The 18,615-nt window shown below is 61.9% G+C and carries 15 protein-coding genes; 12 read left to right on the top strand and 3 right to left on the bottom strand.

Annotation, left to right across the window (positions count from 1 at the left end):
- Nucleotides 1-31: 31 nt before the first annotated feature.
- The 12 genes from QMK52_RS19605 to QMK52_RS19550 all read left to right on the top strand — a co-directional run bounded on the left by QMK52_RS19605 (nt 32) and on the right by QMK52_RS19550 (nt 15,460).
- Nucleotides 32-526, top strand: a complete 495-nt coding sequence (locus tag QMK52_RS19605) for a DUF1543 domain-containing protein (RefSeq protein ID WP_005788798.1) — start codon at nt 32-34, stop codon at nt 524-526.
- Between the two features lie 107 nt (nt 527-633).
- Nucleotides 634-915, top strand: coding sequence for a peptidylprolyl isomerase (locus tag QMK52_RS19600; protein ID WP_005788801.1), 282 nt, complete (start codon nt 634-636; stop codon nt 913-915).
- A gap of 130 nt (nt 916-1,045) precedes the next feature.
- A complete protein-coding gene (locus QMK52_RS19595; RefSeq protein WP_320403280.1) occupies nt 1,046-2,905 on the top strand; it encodes an extracellular solute-binding protein in 1,860 nt (619 codons plus the stop codon).
- Nucleotides 2,905-3,963, top strand: a complete 1,059-nt coding sequence (locus tag QMK52_RS19590) for a microcin C ABC transporter permease YejB (protein ID WP_005788805.1) — start codon at nt 2,905-2,907, stop codon at nt 3,961-3,963. The genes QMK52_RS19595 and QMK52_RS19590 overlap by 1 nt, the downstream gene beginning before the upstream one ends.
- Nucleotides 3,963-4,985 carry an ABC transporter permease gene (locus QMK52_RS19585; RefSeq protein ID WP_005788807.1) on the top strand — a complete coding sequence of 341 codons (1,023 nt, stop codon included), beginning with the start codon at nt 3,963-3,965 and terminating at the stop codon, nt 4,983-4,985. Before QMK52_RS19590 ends, QMK52_RS19585 begins: the two co-directional genes overlap by 1 nt.
- A gap of 10 nt (nt 4,986-4,995) precedes the next feature.
- Nucleotides 4,996-6,567: an ABC transporter ATP-binding protein gene (locus QMK52_RS19580; RefSeq protein WP_320403279.1), complete on the top strand. Its 1,572-nt coding sequence runs from the start codon at nt 4,996-4,998 to the stop codon at nt 6,565-6,567.
- A gap of 22 nt (nt 6,568-6,589) precedes the next feature.
- Nucleotides 6,590-7,981 carry a sigma-54 interaction domain-containing protein gene (locus QMK52_RS19575; protein ID WP_194438467.1) on the top strand — a complete coding sequence of 464 codons (1,392 nt, stop codon included), beginning with the start codon at nt 6,590-6,592 and terminating at the stop codon, nt 7,979-7,981.
- Between the two features lie 292 nt (nt 7,982-8,273).
- A complete protein-coding gene (locus tag QMK52_RS19570) occupies nt 8,274-9,665 on the top strand; it encodes a GntP family permease (protein ID WP_005788811.1) in 1,392 nt (463 codons plus the stop codon).
- A gap of 7 nt (nt 9,666-9,672) precedes the next feature.
- Nucleotides 9,673-10,446 (top strand): 3-hydroxybutyrate dehydrogenase, encoded by a 774-nt coding sequence (locus tag QMK52_RS19565; RefSeq protein ID WP_032876062.1) that lies wholly within the window; start codon nt 9,673-9,675, stop codon nt 10,444-10,446.
- Between the two features lie 60 nt (nt 10,447-10,506).
- Nucleotides 10,507-12,462, top strand: a complete 1,956-nt coding sequence (locus tag QMK52_RS19560) for an acetoacetate--CoA ligase (protein ID WP_194438470.1) — start codon at nt 10,507-10,509, stop codon at nt 12,460-12,462.
- 141 nt (nt 12,463-12,603) lie between these two features.
- Nucleotides 12,604-15,141 (top strand): PAS domain-containing protein, encoded by a 2,538-nt coding sequence (locus QMK52_RS19555; protein WP_005788817.1) that lies wholly within the window; start codon nt 12,604-12,606, stop codon nt 15,139-15,141.
- Nucleotides 15,142-15,184: 43 nt separating this feature from the next.
- Nucleotides 15,185-15,460 carry a peptidylprolyl isomerase gene (locus QMK52_RS19550; protein ID WP_003174397.1) on the top strand — a complete coding sequence of 92 codons (276 nt, stop codon included), beginning with the start codon at nt 15,185-15,187 and terminating at the stop codon, nt 15,458-15,460.
- 110 nt (nt 15,461-15,570) lie between these two features.
- On the opposite strand, the gene QMK52_RS19545 is transcribed toward QMK52_RS19550, so the two are convergent.
- The 3 genes from QMK52_RS19545 to QMK52_RS19535 all read right to left on the bottom strand — a co-directional run bounded on the left by QMK52_RS19545 (nt 15,571) and on the right by QMK52_RS19535 (nt 18,568).
- Nucleotides 15,571-16,476, bottom strand: coding sequence for a sugar kinase (locus QMK52_RS19545; protein WP_320403278.1), 906 nt, complete (start codon nt 16,474-16,476; stop codon nt 15,571-15,573).
- 109 nt (nt 16,477-16,585) lie between these two features.
- Nucleotides 16,586-17,794, bottom strand: a complete 1,209-nt coding sequence (locus tag QMK52_RS19540) for an amino acid deaminase (RefSeq protein ID WP_320403277.1) — start codon at nt 17,792-17,794, stop codon at nt 16,586-16,588.
- Between the two features lie 9 nt (nt 17,795-17,803).
- Nucleotides 17,804-18,568 carry an IclR family transcriptional regulator gene (locus QMK52_RS19535; RefSeq protein ID WP_194438471.1) on the bottom strand — a complete coding sequence of 255 codons (765 nt, stop codon included), beginning with the start codon at nt 18,566-18,568 and terminating at the stop codon, nt 17,804-17,806.
- Nucleotides 18,569-18,615 lie beyond the last annotated feature (47 nt).

Here is an 18,615-nt window from a genome sequence, read left to right as displayed (position 1 = left end):
CCCTTTCGCCAGTCGCCAGGAATCACCGGTAATGCTGTTTGTCGTCATGCTCGGGGGCAAGCATCCACGGGCCAAAATCGAAGTACACGATGTGGTGTTCGCCGTGGCGGACACGTTGCAGGCCAGCTACCCGCAATTGCGCGACGCCTGGTTTGGCAGCCCCAAGGGTGTGCACATCGACTCATGGATGGCGGTCGACGGCGTCGACGGCTGGAAAGTTGAACTGAGCCATCTGGCGCCCCATGGCGACGTGCCCCGCCTGTACTTCATCAACCTCGGTGGCTATGAAGCCCATAGCTTCGGCGAGGCCCATCACTACCTGCTGGTAGTCGCTCGTAACAAACAGCAGGCCATGAGCCAGGGCAAGCAGCAGATGCTGCGCCACTGGTCCCAGGCCCACACCGACGGCGTGCTGGATATTGACGACTGCCTGCCGATCGACTTGGTGGACGGCCGTTATATCCACCTGGTGCAGGGGCCGCACCAACCGATCGTGCAGCGCAACGACTACATCGTGTTGCCTTGAACCGCCACACGGAAAAAGGCACGACTGAACAGCAGCGGAACTTTGCCAGGAAATAACCGCCTGAATCCGGTACGCTCACCGTTTTTTTACTCTAGGAGTTATTCCCCATGGCCAAAGCCACCGCCCGTCACATCCTCGTTTCCACTGAAGACAAGTGCAACGAGCTCAAGGCCCAAATCGAAGGCGGCGCTGATTTCGCAGAAATCGCCAAAGCCAATTCGTCCTGCCCATCCAGCCGCCAGGGCGGTGATCTGGGTTCGTTCGGCCCAGGCCAAATGGTCAAGGAATTCGACACTGTCGTATTCAGCGCCCCGGTCAATACCGTGCAGGGCCCGGTGAAAACCCAGTTCGGTTATCACCTGCTGGAAGTCACCAGCCGCCAGGATTGATTCAATCGGCGCAGATGCGATAAACAACGGCCCGCCCTTTGGCGGGCCGTTGTGCATGTGATGACTGGCGATGCCCAGGCCGTTAGCGTACAAATCCCTATTCTTCTTAACCCGGCGTTCAAGGCTGATAATGCGATTGGCTTTTTCATCTCTGCTCTGCTCCACCTTGGTCCTGCTGATGGCCAGCACTGCGGCGATCGCAGCCCCGCAAACCTACCTGACGGTTTACGGCGAGCCCGCCAAGTACCCCGCCGGTTTCAGCCACTTCGACTATGCCAACCCCAACGCGCCCAAGGGCGGCAGCCTGCGGCGCTCGGCGCTGGAGGTCGGGCGGTTTGATCATGTGCTGCCGTATATCGACAAAGGTATTGGCGTGTCTCAGGTCGACGGCTGGGTGTATGCGCCCCTGGCGCTGCGCTCGCTGGATGAGCCCTACACCGTTTATGGCCTGGTGGCAGAAAAAATGGAGCGCGCCGACGACGGCCTGTCGCTACGTTTCTACCTCAATCCCAAGGCGCGTTTCGCCGACGGTACCCCGATTACAGCCGAAGACGTGCGCTACAGCTTCGATATGCTGATGACCCAAGGCAGCCTGCGCTTTCGCACGTTGTTTGCCGACGTCAAGCACGTCGAAGTCGAAGGCGAGCGTCAGGTGCGCTTCGACTTCTCCAGCAACGAAAACCGCACCCTGCCCCTGGATATCGCCACCTTGCCGGTGTTCCCGGAACATTGGTGGAAGACCCGTGACTTTGCCAATGGCGGCGGCTACGAAGCCCCGCTGGGCAGCGGCCCGTACAAGGTCAGCAAGATCGACTCCGGCAGCACCATCACCTTTACCCGCGATCCGGATTGGTGGGGCAAGGATTTGCCGGTCAGCCGTGGCCTGTACAACTTCGATCACCTGAGCCTGGAATACTTCGGCGACACCGAAGTGGCGCGCCAGGTGCTGCGCGGCGGCGCCTACGACTTCAACCGTGAATTCTCCGCCACCGGCTATTCCATCGGCTACAACGGCCCGGCGCTGGACGATGGTCGCCTGCAGCGCGCGCACCTGGCCAAAGAGATGCCGCAACCGGCCCAAGGCTATGTGTTCAACGTGCAGAAGCCGATTTTCAAAGATCGCCGCGTGCGCCAGGCCCTGGCGATGCTGTGGGATTTCGAATGGGCCAACCGGCAAATGATGCGCAACCTGTACATCCGCCAGCAAAGCTACTTTTCCAACAGCCCGCTGGCGGCCAGCCAATTGCCGACCCAGGAAGAACTGGCGATCCTGGAACCGTTGCGCGGGCAAATCCCGGATGAAGTGTTTACCCAGGTATTCAAGGCCCCGGTCACCGACGGCAGCGGCATGATCCGCGATAAACAACTGCAAGCCCTGGCACTGCTTGAGGACGCGGGCTGGAAACCGGTGGGTGACAAACTCGTCAACGCCCAGGGCGAGCCGTTGGAGTTCACCTTCCTCAACGTCCAGAACGGGCTTGAGCGCCTGTTGCTGCCCTACAAGCGCAACCTGGCGCAGATCGGCATCACCCTCAATATCCGCCGCATCGACTCTTCGCAGTACGTGAACCGCCTGATGGCCCGCGACTACGACATGATCGTCACCGGTTTCCCGGTCACCACCTCGCCCGGCATGGAGCTGTACAACTACTTCGGCTCCGCCGCTGCGTTCGATCCGGGCGCCAACAACTACATCGCACTCAAGGATCCGGCCGTCGATACGCTGATCAACGGTTTGGTGAAGGCCGACACCCAGGCACAGATGCTGACCTACGCCCACGCCCTGGACCGTGTGCTGCAATGGAATTACCTGTGGATCCCCAACTATTACCCCCCGGGCACCTCCGCCGCGTGGTGGAACCGTTTCGGCCGCCCGGCGATCGAGGCGAAGAATGACGAAGCCCTGGAAACCTGGTGGGAAGTCAGCCCCACGCCACTGACTAACGAGCAAATGCAGGCCGAGCTGAAAAAACGCGGAGGAGCCCGTTGATGTTTGCCTATATCGTACGGCGCCTGCTGCTGATCATCCCGACGCTGGTGATCATCCTGCTGGTGAACTTCGTGATCGTGCAAGCCGCGCCCGGCGGGCCGGTGGAACAGGCCATTGCCCATCTGCAAGGCATTGGCGGCGGCGGTGTAGCGGGCGCATCCGGCGAAGGCATCAGCGGCTCGCGGGCCAGTCGTGGCCTGGACCCGAAGCTGATCAAGGACATCGAAAAACAATACGGCTTCGATAAGTCCGCACCGGAACGCCTATGGTTGATGCTCAAGAACTACGCCCAGTTGGACTTCGGCAACAGTTTCTTTCGCGGCGCGACGGTGACCGACCTGATCCTGGAAAAGATGCCAGTTACCATTTCCCTTGGCCTGTGGGCGACGCTGATCACCTACCTGGTGTCGATACCCTTGGGGATACGCAAGGCCGTGCGCCATGGCAGCAGCTTTGATATGTGGAGCAGCACGGCCATCGTGATCGGTTACGCGATGCCGGCGTTCCTGTTTGCGATGTTTCTGATTGTGGTATTCGCCGGCGGTACGTCGCTGAACTGGTTCCCGGTGCGCGGGCTGGTGTCGGAAAACTTTGCCGAACTGAGCACCGTGGGCAAGATTGCCGACTATTTCTGGCACCTGGTTTTGCCGGTGACGGCGCTGGTGATCGGCGGGTTTGCCACCTTGACCATCCTCACCAAGAACTCGTTCCTCAATGAGATTACCCGCCAGTACGTGGTGACCGCCCGTGCCAAGGGCCTGAGCGAACGCCGGGTGCTGTACGGCCATGTGTTTCGCAATGCCATGCTGCTGGTGATCTCGGGGATTCCCCAAGCGTTTATCAGCGTATTTTTTGCCGGCTCACTGCTGATCGAAGTGATCTTCTCCCTCGATGGCCTGGGCCGCATGAGCTACGAGGCGGCAGTGTCCCGTGACTACCCGGTGGTATTCGGCTCGCTGTTTATCTTCACCCTGTTCGGCCTTTTGATAAAACTCATCGGTGACCTCTGCTACACCCTGGTGGACCCGCGTATCGACTTTGCTGCGAGGAACGCCTGATGCTTGACCTGTCTCCCGTTGCGCGTCGGCGTTTCGAACGCTTCAAGAAAAACCGGCGTGGCTGGTGGTCGCTGTGGTTGTTTATCGGCCTGTTTATCCTGACTCTGGGCGGCGAGTTGATCGCCAATGACAAACCCTTGGTGCTCAGCTTCAAGAACGAGCTGTATTTCCCGGTGTTCAAGCGCTACACCGAACAGCAGTTCGGCGGCCAGCTGCCGTTCCAGGCGGACTACCGCAGTGACTACGTGCAAAAGCTGATCAAGCAGGACGGCGGCTGGATGCTGTTCCCGCCGATTCCCTTCAGCGACGACACCCCCAATTATGAACTGACCCGCCCTGCCCCGAGCCCACCGTCGGCGGTGAACTGGCTGGGCACCGATGACCAGTCCCGCGATGTGCTGGCGCGGGTGATCTTCGGCGCAAGAGTGTCGATCCTGTTTGCCCTGGCCTTGACCGCCATCAGCGCCGCCATCGGCATTGCCGCCGGGGCGTTGCAGGGTTACTACGGCGGCTGGGTGGATTTGCTCGGGCAGCGCATTCTGGAGGTGTGGTCCGGTCTGCCGGTGCTGTACCTGCTGATTATCCTGTCGGGGTTCGTCGAGCCGAATTTCTGGTGGTTGCTGGGGATCATGGCGCTGTTTTCCTGGCTGGCGCTGGTGGATGTGGTGCGCGCCGAGTTCCTGCGCGGGCGCAACCTGGAGTACGTCAAGGCCGCGCGCGCCCTGGGCCTGGGCGACGCCAAGATCATTCGCCGGCATATCCTGCCCAATGCCATGACCGCGACGCTCAGCTATCTGCCGTTTATCTTAACCGGGGCGATATCGACCTTGAGCGCCCTGGATTTCCTCGGCTTCGGTATGCCGGCTGGCAGCGCGTCCCTGGGTGAGCTGATTGCCCAGGGCAAACAGAACCTGCAAGCCCCCTGGCTGGGCCTGACCGCGTTTTTCACCTTGGCGCTGATCCTGTCGTTGCTGGTGTTTATCGGCGAGGCGTTGCGTGACGCCTTCGACCCTCGCTCATGAGTAATTGCCTATGAACCTGATCGAAATCCGCGACCTGTGCGTCGCGTTCAGCGGCCAGACCGTGGTACGCAATCTGAGCCTGGATGTGCGCCCCGGCGAGTGCCTGGCGCTGGTGGGTGAGTCGGGCTCGGGCAAGTCAGTGACCGCCCATTCAATCCTGCAACTGCTGCCGCAAGCCGGTACCGAAACCACGGGCTCGATCAAGTATCGTGGCCAGGAGTTGATCGGTGCAGCGCCGTCTACCCTGCAAAAACTGCGCGGCAACCGTATTGCGATGATCTTCCAGGAGCCGATGACGTCCCTGAACCCATTGCACAGCATCGAAAAGCAGATCGGCGAAACCCTGCTGCTGCACAAGGGCCTGGGCGGCAAGCAGGCGCAGGCGCGGATTCTCGAACTGCTGGAGCTGGTGGGTATCCAGAAACCCCAGGAACGGCTCAAGGCCTACCCGCACCAGCTGTCCGGCGGCCAGCGCCAGCGGGTGATGATCGCCATGGCCCTGGCCTGCGAGCCGGAGTTGCTGATTGCCGACGAGCCCACCACCGCGCTGGACGTGACCGTGCAGCGCAAGATCCTGCTGCTGCTCAAGTCTTTGCAGCAACGCCTGGGCATGTCGCTGCTGCTGATCAGCCATGACCTTAACCTGGTGCGCAGTATCGCCCAGCGGGTCTGCGTGATGCGCGCCGGGGAAATTGTCGAGCAGGCTGACTGCCAGACCTTGTTCACCGCCCCACAGCACCCTTACAGCCGCTTGCTGCTGGACGCCGAGCCCACGGGCGATGCGCTGTGCAGCGACGCGCGCGAGACGGTGTTGCAAGTGGACAACCTCAACGTCGATTTCCCCTTGGGCGGCGGATTGTTTCGGCGCAAGACCTGGCTGCGTGCGGTCGACGGCATCAGCCTCAGCGTGCAGCGCGGCAAGACCCTGGGGATTGTCGGTGAGTCCGGCTCGGGCAAATCGACGTTGGGCCAGGCGATCCTGCGTTTGCTTGACTCCACCGGCAGCATCCGCTTCCAGGGTGAGGCCCTCGACCCGCTCAATCATCAGCAGATGCGCCCGTGGCGCAAGCAGATGCAGGTGGTGTTCCAAGACCCCTATGGCAGCCTCAGCCCGCGCATGTCGGTCGAGCAGATCATCAGCGAAGGCCTGGAAGTGCATGCGCCATGCAGCCTGGCCGAGCGCGATGCCCAGGTGATCCAGGTGCTCAAGGACGTGGGCCTCGACCCCGCCAGCCGACATCGCTACCCCCATGAGTTTTCCGGTGGCCAGCGCCAACGCATCGCCATCGCCCGCGCCCTGGTGCTCAAACCGGCGCTGATGCTGCTCGACGAACCCACTTCGGCCCTGGACCGTACGGTGCAGAAACAAGTGGTGGCGTTGCTGCGTGAACTGCAGGACAAATATGGCCTGACTTACCTGTTTATCAGCCATGACCTGGCCGTGGTGCGCGCCATGGCCCATGACATGATCGTGGTCAAGGATGGCAAGGTAGTGGAGCGCGGTGCCAGTCATGATGTGTTTGATTCGCCCCAGCACCCCTATACCAAAGAACTGCTGGCTGCAGCGCACATCCCTTTGTGATGATCAACAGGATTCTGCCTCCATGAGTACCAGCCTCAAGGATTATCAACACGTTCGCGGCCTGGCCATTCAGTCGTTGTTCGAGATCATCGAGCAATCCAGCGAAGGCACGGTCATTGTCGATCGCGACGCGAACATCGTGTGGATGAACGAGCGCTACGCTAGGCGCTTCGGCCTGCACAGCGCCGATGAGGCCATCGGCCAACCCTGTGAGCAGGTGATTTCCAATAGCCTGTTGCGCCAGGTGGTGCGCGATGACCGGCCGATACTGCTGGATATCCAGGACACCCCCAAGGGCCCGCTGGTGGTGATGCGCCTGCCAATCCACGATGATGCCGGAGCGGTGATCGGCGCGATTGGCTTTGCGCTGTTCGACGAGTTGCGCAACCTGTCGCCGCTGATCGAGCGCTACCTGAGCATGCAACAAGAGCTGGCCTCGACGCGCTCGCTGCTGCGCTCGCGGCAAAGCAAATACAACTTCGCGCATTTTATCGGCACCAGCGCCGCCAGCCTGGAGGTCAAGCGCCGGGCGCGGCGCAGTGCGAGCGCCGAGTCGCCGGTGTTGCTGCTCGGCGAAACCGGCACCGGCAAGGAACTGCTCGCCCAGGCCATCCACGGCGCGTCACCGCGGGCGCACAAAGCCTTCGTAAGCATCAACAGCGCGGCCATTCCCCATGACCTGCTCGAAGCCGAGTTCTTTGGCACCGCACCCGGCGCGTTTACCGGCGCCGACCGCAAGGGCCGCCCTGGCAAGTTTCAGATCGCCCAGGGCGGCACGCTATTTCTCGATGAAATCGGCGACATGCCGCTGCCGCTGCAAAGCAAACTGCTGCGGGTGTTGCAGGAAAAAGAATTCGAACCAGTGGGTTCCAACGAGATGCTGCACAGCGATGTGCGGGTGATTGCAGCCACCTCCATGGACCTGGAAGCGGCGATCAAGCGCGGCGAGTTTCGTGCGGATTTGTATTACCGGCTGAATGTGCTGCCGATCCAGGTGCCGCCGTTGCGTGAACGCTTGGAGGACATCCCGGCGTTGAGCGAGGCGATCCTCGAGGAACTGCGCAGCCAGCACGAACTGGAGCATGGGGCGCTGGCGTTGCTCGCACAACATGCATGGCCGGGCAATATCCGTGAACTGCGCAATGTGCTGGAGCGGGCGGCGCTGTTGAGTGATGACCTGGTGTTGAATGCCGTGCAGGTTCGTGCAGCGATTGGTACGTTCAGTCCAGTAGTCCGTGGCCCGGTGGACGCGATCGAGGGTGAAACCTTTGCGGCGGCGCGGGAGCGGTTTGATCGGCAGGTGATTGCGGGGGCGCTCAAAGCCAGTGACGGAAATGTTGTAGAAGCGGCCAAGCGGTTGGGGCTTGGGCGGTCGACGTTGTATAAAAAAATGTTGGCGCTGGGACTAACCTAGTCTCAAAAAAGAGACGACATTCCCAATATCAAGACATTCTTATGTGGGAGCTGGCTTGCCTGCGATAGCGGTCTAACAGTGCCCTACAAGCCAGCTGAACCACCGCTATCGCAGGCAAGCCAGCTCCCACAAGGATCTCCACTCGTCTCCAGATTGAGACTGCCGTCTCGAAAATCACTCTCAATCCACAATAAATCCATACATATCAACAAGTTATAAATCTGGCACACATCTAGCTATAGCCCTCCCACCGCTTCACCCCACAACAATAACAATCCGATGGAGACACACCATGAGTGTGATCATTGCCCTGGCCGCGCTCGCGCTGCTGATGCTGGCTGCGTACCGTGGCTATAGCGTTATCCTGTTCGCCCCCATCGCCGCCCTCGGCGCGGTGCTGCTCACCGACCCATCAGCCGTCGCCCCCGCCTTTACCGGGGTGTTCATGGAAAAGATGGTCGGTTTTATCAAGCTGTATTTCCCGGTGTTCCTGCTCGGTGCGGTGTTCGGCAAGCTGATCGAGTTGTCGGGTTTCTCGCGCTCGATCGTGGCGGCTGCGATCCGCTTGCTCGGCACGCGCCAGGCAATGCTGGTGATCGTACTGGTCTGCGCCCTGCTCACTTACGGCGGCGTATCGCTGTTCGTGGTGGTGTTTGCCGTGTACCCGTTCGCGGCAGAGATGTTTCGCCAGAGCAATATCCCCAAGCGCCTGATCCCGGCGACCATCGCCCTCGGCGCGTTCTCGTTCACCATGGACGCCCTGCCCGGCACGCCGCAGATCCAGAACATCATCCCCAGTACCTTCTTCAACACCACTGCCTGGGCGGCGCCGTGGCTGGGGCTGATCGGCACGATCTTCGTGTTTTGCACCGGTATGCTCTACCTGGCCCGCCAGCGCAACAAGGCCCAGCGGGCCGGAGAAGGTTATGGCACCGAGTTGCGTAACGAGCCGGAAACCGCCGAGAACCTCAGCCTGCCCAATCCCTGGATCGCGCTGTCGCCGTTGATTCTGGTAGGGGTAATGAACCTGCTGTTTACCCACTGGATCCCGCAGTGGTACGGCAAGACCCACAGCCTCAGCCTGCCGGGCATGAGCGCGCCGGTGACCACCGAAATCGCCAAGCTCACCGCGATCTGGGCGGTGCAGGCGGCGTTGCTGGTAGGGATTATCGTGGTACTGGTGTTCGGCTTCTCCGCGATCAAGAGCAAGCTGGCCGAAGGCAGTAAAAGTGCGGTCAGCGGCGCGCTGCTGGCGGCAATGAACACCGCCTCGGAATACGGCTTTGGCGCAGTAATCGCCTCGCTGCCGGGCTTTCTGGTGCTGGCGGACTGGCTCAAGGGCATCCCCAACCCGCTGGTCAACGAAGCAATTACCGTGACCCTGCTGGCGGGCATCACCGGCTCGGCTTCCGGCGGCATGAGCATTGCCCTGGCGGCGATGTCCGAGAGCTTTATTTCCGCCGCTCATGCGGCCAATATCCCCCTTGAAGTGCTGCACCGGGTCGCGGCCATGGCCAGCGGCGGCATGGACACCCTGCCCCACAACGGCGCGGTGATCACGCTGCTGGCGGTCACCGGCTTGACCCACCGCGAAGCCTACAAGGACATTTTCGGCATCACGATTATCAAGACCCTCGCGGTGTTCGTGGTGATCGGTACTTTCTATGCCACCGGCATTGTGTGAGGTTTTCATGACGACTTTGAATGGCAAGACCGCCTTGGTTACCGGCTCCACCAGCGGCATCGGCTTAGGGATAGCACTGAGCCTGGCCAAGGCCGGCGCCAACCTGATTCTCAACGGCTTTGGCGACGCCAGCGCGGTGATCGCCCAGGTGCAGGCGTTTGGCGGCAAGGTCGGGCATCACCCGGCGGATGTCAGCGACCCGGCGCAGATCGCCGACATGCTCGCCTACGCCGAGCGCGAGTTCGGTGGCGTGGATATTCTGGTCAACAATGCCGGCATCCAGCATGTGGCGGCGGTGGAAGACTTCCCGGTGGAGCGCTGGGATTCGATTATCGCGATCAATCTGTCCTCGGTGTTCCACAGTACACGTTTGAGCCTGCCGGGCATGAAGGCCAAGGGCTGGGGGCGTATCGTCAATATCGCCTCGGTGCACGGCCAGGTCGGCTCAGTGGGCAAGGCTGCCTACGTGGCGGCCAAGCATGGCGTGATCGGCCTGACCAAGGTGGTAGGCCTGGAAACCGCCACCAGCAATGTGACCTGCAATGCGATCTGCCCGGGCTGGGTGCTGACGCCGCTGGTACAGAAGCAGATTGATGATCGCGTGGCCAGTGGGATCGACCCGCAACAGGCGCAGCAGGATTTGCTGGCTGAAAAACAGCCGTCCCTGGAGTTCGTCACGCCTTCGCAACTGGGCGAGCTGGTGCTGTTTTTGTGCAGCGAGGCCGGCGCCCAGGTGCGCGGTGCGGCGTGGAATATCGACGGTGGCTGGCTGGCCCAATAACCCCAGACACATTGGAACTTCACTGTTTGGAAGACCGATACTAGAACAAGAGATTTCGCTATGTCCGACATCCTCTGGCAACCCTCGCCCGAACGCATCGCCAACACACGGATGGACCAGTTCCGCCGCTTCATCAACCAACGCCACGACCTGCACCTCCACGACTACCCCGCCCTGCACCAATGGAGCATCGACCAGCGCCCGGACTTCTGGCGGGCGATTGTCGCGTTCTTCGACGTGCAGTTTCGCAGCCCGCCCAGCGTCACGCTGATCGAAGACATCGAGATGCCCAGCGCCCAATGGTTTCCCGGCGCCACCCTGAACTTTGCCGAGCACCTGTTGCGCCGCCGCGACAATCATCCTGCGGTGGTGGCTGTCAGCGAAGACGGCCAACGTGAACAATTGAGCTATGCGCAACTGGCGGAACACGTTGCCGGCCTGCAAAAAAGCTTGCGGGCGGCCGGGGTTGGCATGGGTGACCGGGTGGCCGCGTGCATGCCTAACACCTGGCAAACCCTGGTGGGTATGCTTGCCACTACCAGCCTCGGCGCGATCTGGTCATGCTCCTCGCCGGATTTCGGCACCCAGGGCGTCATCGATCGATTCGGCCAGATCGAACCCAAGGTGCTGATTACCTGCGCCGGCTACCGCTATGCCGGCAAAAACATCGACCAGAGCGCCAAGCTCAATGAAATCCTCGCGCGCCTGCCCTCCCTGCAACAGCTGATCATCGTGCCCTACGCCCGGCCTCAGGCACAGGTCGACGATTACCTGAGCCAAGCCCGGGTCACGCTGTGGGACGACTTCTATCAGGCCGGCGGCGTGCCCGATTTTGTCGCAGTGCCGTTCGATCATCCGCTGTATATCCTCTATTCCAGCGGCACCACCGGCATCCCCAAATGCATCATCCATGGCACCGGCGGCGTGCTGCTCACGCACCTCAAGGAACACGGCCTGCACGCCGACCTGAGCCGCGAGGACTGCCTGTTCTACTACACCACATGCGGCTGGATGATGTGGAACTGGCTGGTGTCGGTGCTGGCGATTGGCGCCACGGCGGTGCTGTATGACGGCTCACCGTTCCACCCCGGCCCCGAGCGTTTGATCGACTTGATCGATGCGGAAAAAATCAGTGTATTCGGCACCAGCCCGAAATTCCTCGCTACCCTGGAGAAAGCCGGGTTGCAGCCACGCCTGAGCCACGACCTGAGCAGCCTCAGGGGCCTGATTTCCACCGGCTCGCCACTGTCACCCCAGAGCTACGACTATGTGTACCGCGAGATCAAGAACGAGCTGTGCCTGTCGTCGATGTCCGGTGGCACCGATATCGTCTCCTGCTTCGTGATCGGCAACCCGGTGCTGCCGGTGCGGCGTGGCGAGATGCAGTGCAAGAGCCTGGCCATGGCCATCGAGGTGTGGGACGACCAGGGCCGGCCGCTGATCGGGGAAAAAGGTGAACTGGTCTGCACCCGGCACTTTCCGGCCATGCCCATTGGGCTGTGGAACGACCCGCACCAGCACAAGCTGCGCGCCTCCTATTTCAGCCAGTTCCCCGGCGTATGGGCCCAGGGTGACTATGCCGAGCAGCGGGCCAATGGCAGCCTGCTGATTCATGGGCGCTCAGACGCGGTGCTCAACCCTGGCGGCGTACGCATCGGCACCGCCGAGATATACCGCCAAGTGGAAAAAGTCCCACAGGTACTGGAAAGCCTCGCCATCGGCCAACGCTGGCAGGACGATGTGCGTGTGGTGCTGTTTGTGCGCCTCGATGACGGTGTCGAGCTGGATGAGGCGCTGCAACAGCAGATCCGCCAGGTAATCCGTGCCAACACTACGCCGCGCCACGTACCGGCCAAGATCCTCGCTGTCACGGACATCCCGCGCACCATCAGCGGCAAGATCGTGGAGTTGGCGGTGCGCAACGTGGTACATGGGGAGCCGGTAAAGAACACCGATGCCCTCGCCAATCCCGAAGCACTGGAGCAGTTTCGCCGACGCCCTGAACTGGGTTTTTAGATGAAAGGTTTCAGCGCTGAACCGCTGTTTTGAAGAAAAGCCGTCAATGCGTGCTATTTTTCCGGGGTAGTCATCCATTGATGATCCTTGGGACAATGGATGTGGTCATTTTTCAAAGCGTCGTGTTCAGGGCTTTTTTTCATGAATGGAACATCCACCGGTAGCGAAGCCGCTGCATTGATCAAGCGGCTGGACTGGGCGCAAAGCCCCCTCGGTGAGGCCAGCGAGTGGCCGCAGAGCCTGCGTACCGCCGTCGATATCGTCGTGCATTCGCCGATGCCGATGGTGCTGCTGTGGGGCCCGCAACTCATACAACTGTATAACGATGGTTTTGCCCAACTGGTGGGCAACAAGCACCCCGGCGCCCTGGGCCAGCCTGCGCATCAGACCTGGCCGGAGCTGCAAAGCTTCGCTGCGCCGGTGTACGACGCGGTGCTCGGTGGCCAGGTGCGCACCTTCAGCGAGCAGCGTTTTGTCTTGCAACGCGAATGTCGCGACACCGAAATCTGGCTCGACCTGACCTACAGCCCGGTGCGCGACGAAAGCGGCCAGGTGGCAGGCATCCTGGTCACCGCCATCGAAACCAATGAACGGCGCAGCAAAACCCTGGAACTGCAGCAGCGCTCCGAAGCGAGCCTCAAGGCCCAGCACAACACCGAGCAGCGCCTGCAACTGGCACTGGCAGCGACCGATGCCGTGGGCACCTGGGACTGGGACATCGGTGAAGACCACTTTATCGCCGATGCACATTTCGCCTACCTGCACGGTGTCGACCCGAGTGACGCCGGCCTGCTGCCCATCAGCGCCTATCTGCTCGGCGTGCATCCCGAAGACCGTGGCATGGTCACGCGCAGCATCAAGCATTGCATCACGTTCGGCACTGAATACGCCGAGGAGTACCGCCTGCTGCAAGCCGACGGTCAGGTGCGCTGGGTGTTTGCCCGTGGCCGCTGCTACAAGGACCAACAAGGCCGACCCGCACGCTTCCTCGGTGCCGCGCTGGACCTTACCGAGCGCAAGCACACCGAACAGGCGCTGCGCCAGAGCCAGACCGAGCTGCAACTGATCATCAACGCCATGCCGGTGCTGATCGGCTACGTGGACCATGAACAGCGCTTTCGCCTGAACAACAGCGCCTACCTCGACTGGTACGGCAAGACGCCCCAGGAACTGTACGGCAAGACCATCCGCGAAGTGCTCGGTGATGAGGTGTATGCCGGGCGAATCGACAAGATCGAAGCGGCCCTGAACGGCAAGGCGTGCAGCTTCATGACCCTCACGCCCCATCGCGACGGCCGCCCGCGCCACGCGTTGATGAAATACCTGCCGCGCTTCAGCAATGACGGTTCGGTGAATGGCTTCTACATTTTTGTGATCGACGAGACCGAACGCAAACTCACCGAAGAAGCCCTGCGCCATCTCAACGAGAACCTCGAAGAGCGCGTGGCCCAGCGTACCCAGGCGCTGGCCGAGGCCAACCAGCGCCTGCAAAACGAGATGTTCGAGCGTGAACGGGCCGAAGACGCCCTGCGCCATGCGCAGAAGATGGAAGCGGTGGGCCAGCTCACCGGCGGTATCGCCCATGACTTCAACAATATGCTCACCGGCATCATCGGCAGCCTGGACCTGATGCAGCGCTATATTGCCGCCGGGCGCAGCGAGGAGATTGGCCGCTTTGCCGATGCCGCCGTATCCTCGGCCCATCGCGCCGCCGCCCTCACCCACCGCCTGCTGGCGTTTTCGCGGCGCCAGTCGCTGGACCGCCGCCCCACCGACCCCAACCAGCTGGTGGCATCCCTGGAAGATCTGTTCCAGCGCACCAAGGGCGCGCATATCGCGCTCAAGGTGCAACTGGGCAAAGACATCTGGCCGGTAAATACCGATGCCAGCCAATTGGAAAACGCCCTGCTCAACCTGGTGATCAACGCCCGCGACGCCATGCCCGACGGCGGCGAGTTGCTGATCGAAACCGCCAACAGCTACCTGGACGGCACCGACATCACCACCCTGGAGCCGGTCAAGGCCGGCGACTACGTGATGCTCGGCGTGAGCGACAACGGCAGCGGCATGGCGCCGAAAATCCTCGCCAAGGCATTCGACCCGTTCTTCACCACCAAGCCTATCGGCCAAGGCACCGGCCTTGGGCTGTCGATGATTTACGGCTTTGCCCAGCAGTCCGGTGGCCATGTAACGATCCAGAGCGAACCGGGCCAGGGCACCTGCGTGCGCCTGTACCTGCCGCGCCTGTACGGCACCGCACTGGAAAGCGACCTGCCCGTCAGCCTCACCGAAGCCCCGGTGGCCCTGGCCGGTGAAGCCGTGGTGGTGGTCGAGGACGACCCCGCAGTGCGCATGTTGGTGGTCAACGTCCTCGACGAACTGGGCTATACCGCGCACCAGGCGGCCGACGCCCGTGCCGCGCTGCCGCTGCTGGAGTCGGATTTGCGCGTGGATTTGCTGGTGACCGACGTTGGCCTGCCGGGCATGAACGGCCGGCAACTGGCGGAAATCGCGCGCCAGCATCGCCCCGGCCTGCGGGTGTTGTTCATGACCGGCTATGCCGAGAAAGCCGCTGAGCGCCAGGGCTTTTTGGAAGACGGCATGGACATGGTCGCCAAGCCCTTTTCGATCGACCTGCTGGCCACCAAAATCCGCAGCATGATCGGCGTCGAGGCCTGAGTTCAGGCATAATCGCGCGCCGTCGCACACCTGGTAGAAATCAATGAAAGCCCAAGCCCGTCATATCCTGGTGAAAACCAGCGAAGAAGCCGAACAACTCAAGCAGCGCATTGCCAAGGGCGAAGCCTTTGACGTGCTGGCCAAGAAGTACTCCACCTGCCCGTCGGGCAAGCGTGGCGGCGATCTGGGCGAAGTGCGGCCCGGGCAGATGGTAGGCGCGATTGATGCGGTGATCTTCAAGAAGCCGGTGAAGGTGGTGCACGGGCCGATCAAGAGCAAGTTTGGCTATCACCTGGTGCAGGTGTTTTACCGGGATTGAGCACTTGGCTCCAGACCGCTATCGCAGGCAAGCCAGCTCCCACATTTAGCGGTGTACACCCGGTAAAATGTGGGAGCCGGGCTTGCCCGCGATCCGCCGCAAGCGGCCATTCACATCGGTATCAGCGCCCCCGGCAGCTGAATCACCCGGCTCGCCAATCGATGCCCCGCCAATGCAGCCTCTTGCGGCGAGCCACCTTTGAGCCGCCCGGCCAGATACGCCGCACTGAACGAATCTCCCGCCGCCGTAGTGTCCACCACCTTTTCCACCTTCAACGCCGGCACCGCAAAACGCTCTCCCGCACAGCGAATCAAACACGCATCCGCGCCACGCTTGAGCACCACTTCTGCAATCGATGGATAGGCCGCAAACACCTGCTCGCTGTCCTCATAGCCAAACAGCGCGTGCTCGTCATCCTCGGTCAACAAGGCAATATCCACTTCAGCCAAGACCTTGCGATAAGCCGCACGGGCCGCTTGCACATCGGCCCATAGCCGTGGCCGGTAATTGTTATCGAACACCACCTTGCCACCTCGGCGGCGGGTTTCGACCAGGGTGTCCAGCAAGCGCTCGCGCCCGACCTCGCCCAGCACCGCCAGGGTAATGCCGCTGAAATACACCACGTCATAGTCCGGCAACGCTGCCAGGATCGGCTCGGCCGCAGGCGTGGTGAAGCAGTCACGCACGGCCGCTTCGTTGCGCCAGTAGAGAAACTTGCGCTCGCCATTGGCGTCGGTCTGGATGCAATACAAGCCCGGCAGACGCCCGGGCAGGCGCTGGACCATACCCAGGCCAAGGCCCTCGGTTTGCCACTGCTGGCACATGGCGTCGCTGAAACTGTCATCGCCCAAGGCGGTGACGTAGTCGACACTGGCGCACTCGCCCAGCTCACGGCGCAGGTACACCGCCGTGTTCAGGGTGTCGCCGCCGAAGCTCTGGTGCAGGCTGCCGTCGGCGCGGTGTTGCAGTTCGATCATGCATTCGCCGATAAGGGCGATGCGGGGTTGGGTGGTCATGGCTGCTGTCTCGGTGGGGCTGATGGCCTCATCGGGGGCAAGCCCCCTCCCACAGGGGAATGCATTCCAAATGTGGGAGGGGGCTTGCCCCCGATAGGTGCGGCTCGGTCTAGAAACAGGTACGCAGCGACTCGACCACCTGCAACTGCTCATCCACCAGGCAACCCACCTGCCATTTGTCGAAAGTCAGGCAGGGATGGGACGTGCCAAACGAAATAATGTCGCCAATGCGCAACTCAACCCCCGGCGCTACGGTCATGAACGCATGTTGGTCCATCACCGCCGTGACCTTGCACGCGCTCACATCATCACCGTGCGCCGGGACGATCCCGGCCTTGTAGCGCTTGAGCGGCACCGGCAAGCCGGCGTCATAGGCCACGTCGCGCTTACCCAGGGCAACCACCGCAAACCCCGGCTCCGGCAGCGACTGCACGTGCGCCCAGACCTCCATCGCCGGGCGCAGGCCCTCGTTGAGGTCGCTGCGTCGGTCGAGCACGCAGCATTGCGCGTCTTTGTAGATGCCATGGTCGTGGGCCACGTAGCTGCCTGGGCGCAACACACTGAGGAAACGACCGGCAGCGTTCTGCGCCTCGAACGACTCGGCGATCAGGTCGTACCAGGCCGAGCCCGACGCCGTGATGATCGGTTTGGGCAGGTCGAACAGGCCGCTGTCTTGCAGGTCCACCGCCAGGCGCACCAGGCTGGCAGCGAAGTCACGGATGCCGCTGATGGCGTGCTCACCGTGGATCACCCCTTCGTAGCCTTCGATGCCGGTCAACGCCAATGCCGGTTGGGCCTTGATCGCCCGGGCCAGTTCACGCACTTCTTGTTCGCTGCGACAGCCACACCGGCCGCCGACCACGCCGTACTCGATCATCACGTTCAGACGCAGGCCGCGCGCGGCGAAGAACAGGCCCAGGTCCGCGACGTTGTCCGGGTGATCGACCATGCAATGGAAGTCGAAATCCTGATCGGCCAACAGGTCGGCGATCAGCGCCATGTTCGGCGCCCCCACCAATTGGTTGGCCATCAGCACACGACGCACGCCACCGGCGTAGGCGGCGCGGGTTTGTACGGCGTTGGCCAGGGTGATCCCCCAGGCACCGGCGGTGATCTGGCGCTCGAACAGCGCAGGCATCATGCTGGTCTTGCCGTGGGGCGCCAGCTCGGCGCCGCTGTGGCTGACAAAGTCCTGCATCCAGCGAATATTGTGCTCCAGGGCGTCACGGTGCAGCACCAGCGCCGGCAGGCTGACATCGCGGATCAAATGGGCACCGACGGCGGCGGCACCTTTTTCAACGGCATTGAGGGCAGACATGGAAAACTCCTATTCGTTGATGCGCCGGGCCAGGCTGTTGGCGCTGTCGATCAGCACCCGGCGATAGTCGTGGTAGTGCTTGCTGGCATCGGCTCGCGGGGCAACGATGCACAGGGTCGCAATGCTGATGCCCTGGGCGTCCCGCACCGGGGCGGCGAAGCAATGGGTGAAGGTGTCGGCCACACTGTCGAAGGAAAAGAACCCATCGACGGTGGCCTGGCGGATCTGCGCCAGGAAGGTATCGAGCGGCAGGCGCAGGCCGTCCGGCAGGATGAAATCGTCGGGGTCGATCAGCTCGATGATCTGCTGGTCGCTCAAATGCCCCAGCAACAAACGCCCGGAAGCGGTCCACGGGATCGGCGCGTTTTCACCGATATCCGAAGAAATACGAAAATGCCGCTGGCCTTCGCGCATCAGCGCCACCGTGTACTTGCGCCCGTTGAGCAGGCACATCTGCGCGGTTTCGTGGGTCTGGCTGACGATTTCCTGCAGGGCGTGATCGGCCTCGCGGGTCAGGTCGAAGTGCCGCAGGTGCGCCTGGCCGAGGAAATACAACTGGCGCCCCAGATACACGTGACCGTCCTTGCCCACGGTTTCCAGAATGCGCCGCTCCAGCAGCGACGCGACCAATTCGTAGACCGTGGACTTGGGGCTGCCGATGCCGCTGGCAATGTCATTCGGGCGCAGGGGTTGGCCGACTTCCTTGAGAAAATCGAGGATATCGAACGCACGGTCCAGGCCTTTGGCGCGGCGTTTGATGGTGTCTTCGGTCATGGCAGTGATGGGTCCGGTCAAAGTTCCAGGGTTTGGCAGAGATTCCC

Source organism: Pseudomonas sp. P9_2 (assembly GCF_034008255.1).
Taxonomy (GTDB): Bacteria; Pseudomonadota; Gammaproteobacteria; order Pseudomonadales; family Pseudomonadaceae; genus Aquipseudomonas; species Aquipseudomonas synxantha_A.
Note: the sequence above shows the minus strand (reverse complement) of the source record. Positions and strands in the feature narration are given on the sequence as shown.

Coding starts and splice junctions, on each gene's coding strand:
- QMK52_RS19605 (WP_005788798.1), top strand. CDS start 32: ATGCTGTTTGTCGTCATGCTCGGGGGCAAGCATCCACGGGCCAAAATC.
- QMK52_RS19600 (WP_005788801.1), top strand. CDS start 634: ATGGCCAAAGCCACCGCCCGTCACATCCTCGTTTCCACTGAAGACAAG.
- QMK52_RS19595 (WP_320403280.1), top strand. CDS start 1,046: ATGCGATTGGCTTTTTCATCTCTGCTCTGCTCCACCTTGGTCCTGCTG.
- QMK52_RS19590 (WP_005788805.1), top strand. CDS start 2,905: ATGTTTGCCTATATCGTACGGCGCCTGCTGCTGATCATCCCGACGCTG.
- QMK52_RS19585 (WP_005788807.1), top strand. CDS start 3,963: ATGCTTGACCTGTCTCCCGTTGCGCGTCGGCGTTTCGAACGCTTCAAG.
- QMK52_RS19580 (WP_320403279.1), top strand. CDS start 4,996: ATGAACCTGATCGAAATCCGCGACCTGTGCGTCGCGTTCAGCGGCCAG.
- QMK52_RS19575 (WP_194438467.1), top strand. CDS start 6,590: ATGAGTACCAGCCTCAAGGATTATCAACACGTTCGCGGCCTGGCCATT.
- QMK52_RS19570 (WP_005788811.1), top strand. CDS start 8,274: ATGAGTGTGATCATTGCCCTGGCCGCGCTCGCGCTGCTGATGCTGGCT.
- QMK52_RS19565 (WP_032876062.1), top strand. CDS start 9,673: ATGACGACTTTGAATGGCAAGACCGCCTTGGTTACCGGCTCCACCAGC.
- QMK52_RS19560 (WP_194438470.1), top strand. CDS start 10,507: ATGTCCGACATCCTCTGGCAACCCTCGCCCGAACGCATCGCCAACACA.
- QMK52_RS19555 (WP_005788817.1), top strand. CDS start 12,604: ATGAATGGAACATCCACCGGTAGCGAAGCCGCTGCATTGATCAAGCGG.
- QMK52_RS19550 (WP_003174397.1), top strand. CDS start 15,185: ATGAAAGCCCAAGCCCGTCATATCCTGGTGAAAACCAGCGAAGAAGCC.
- QMK52_RS19545 (WP_320403278.1), bottom strand. CDS start 16,476: ATGACCACCCAACCCCGCATCGCCCTTATCGGCGAATGCATGATCGAA.
- QMK52_RS19540 (WP_320403277.1), bottom strand. CDS start 17,794: ATGTCTGCCCTCAATGCCGTTGAAAAAGGTGCCGCCGCCGTCGGTGCC.
- QMK52_RS19535 (WP_194438471.1), bottom strand. CDS start 18,568: ATGACCGAAGACACCATCAAACGCCGCGCCAAAGGCCTGGACCGTGCG.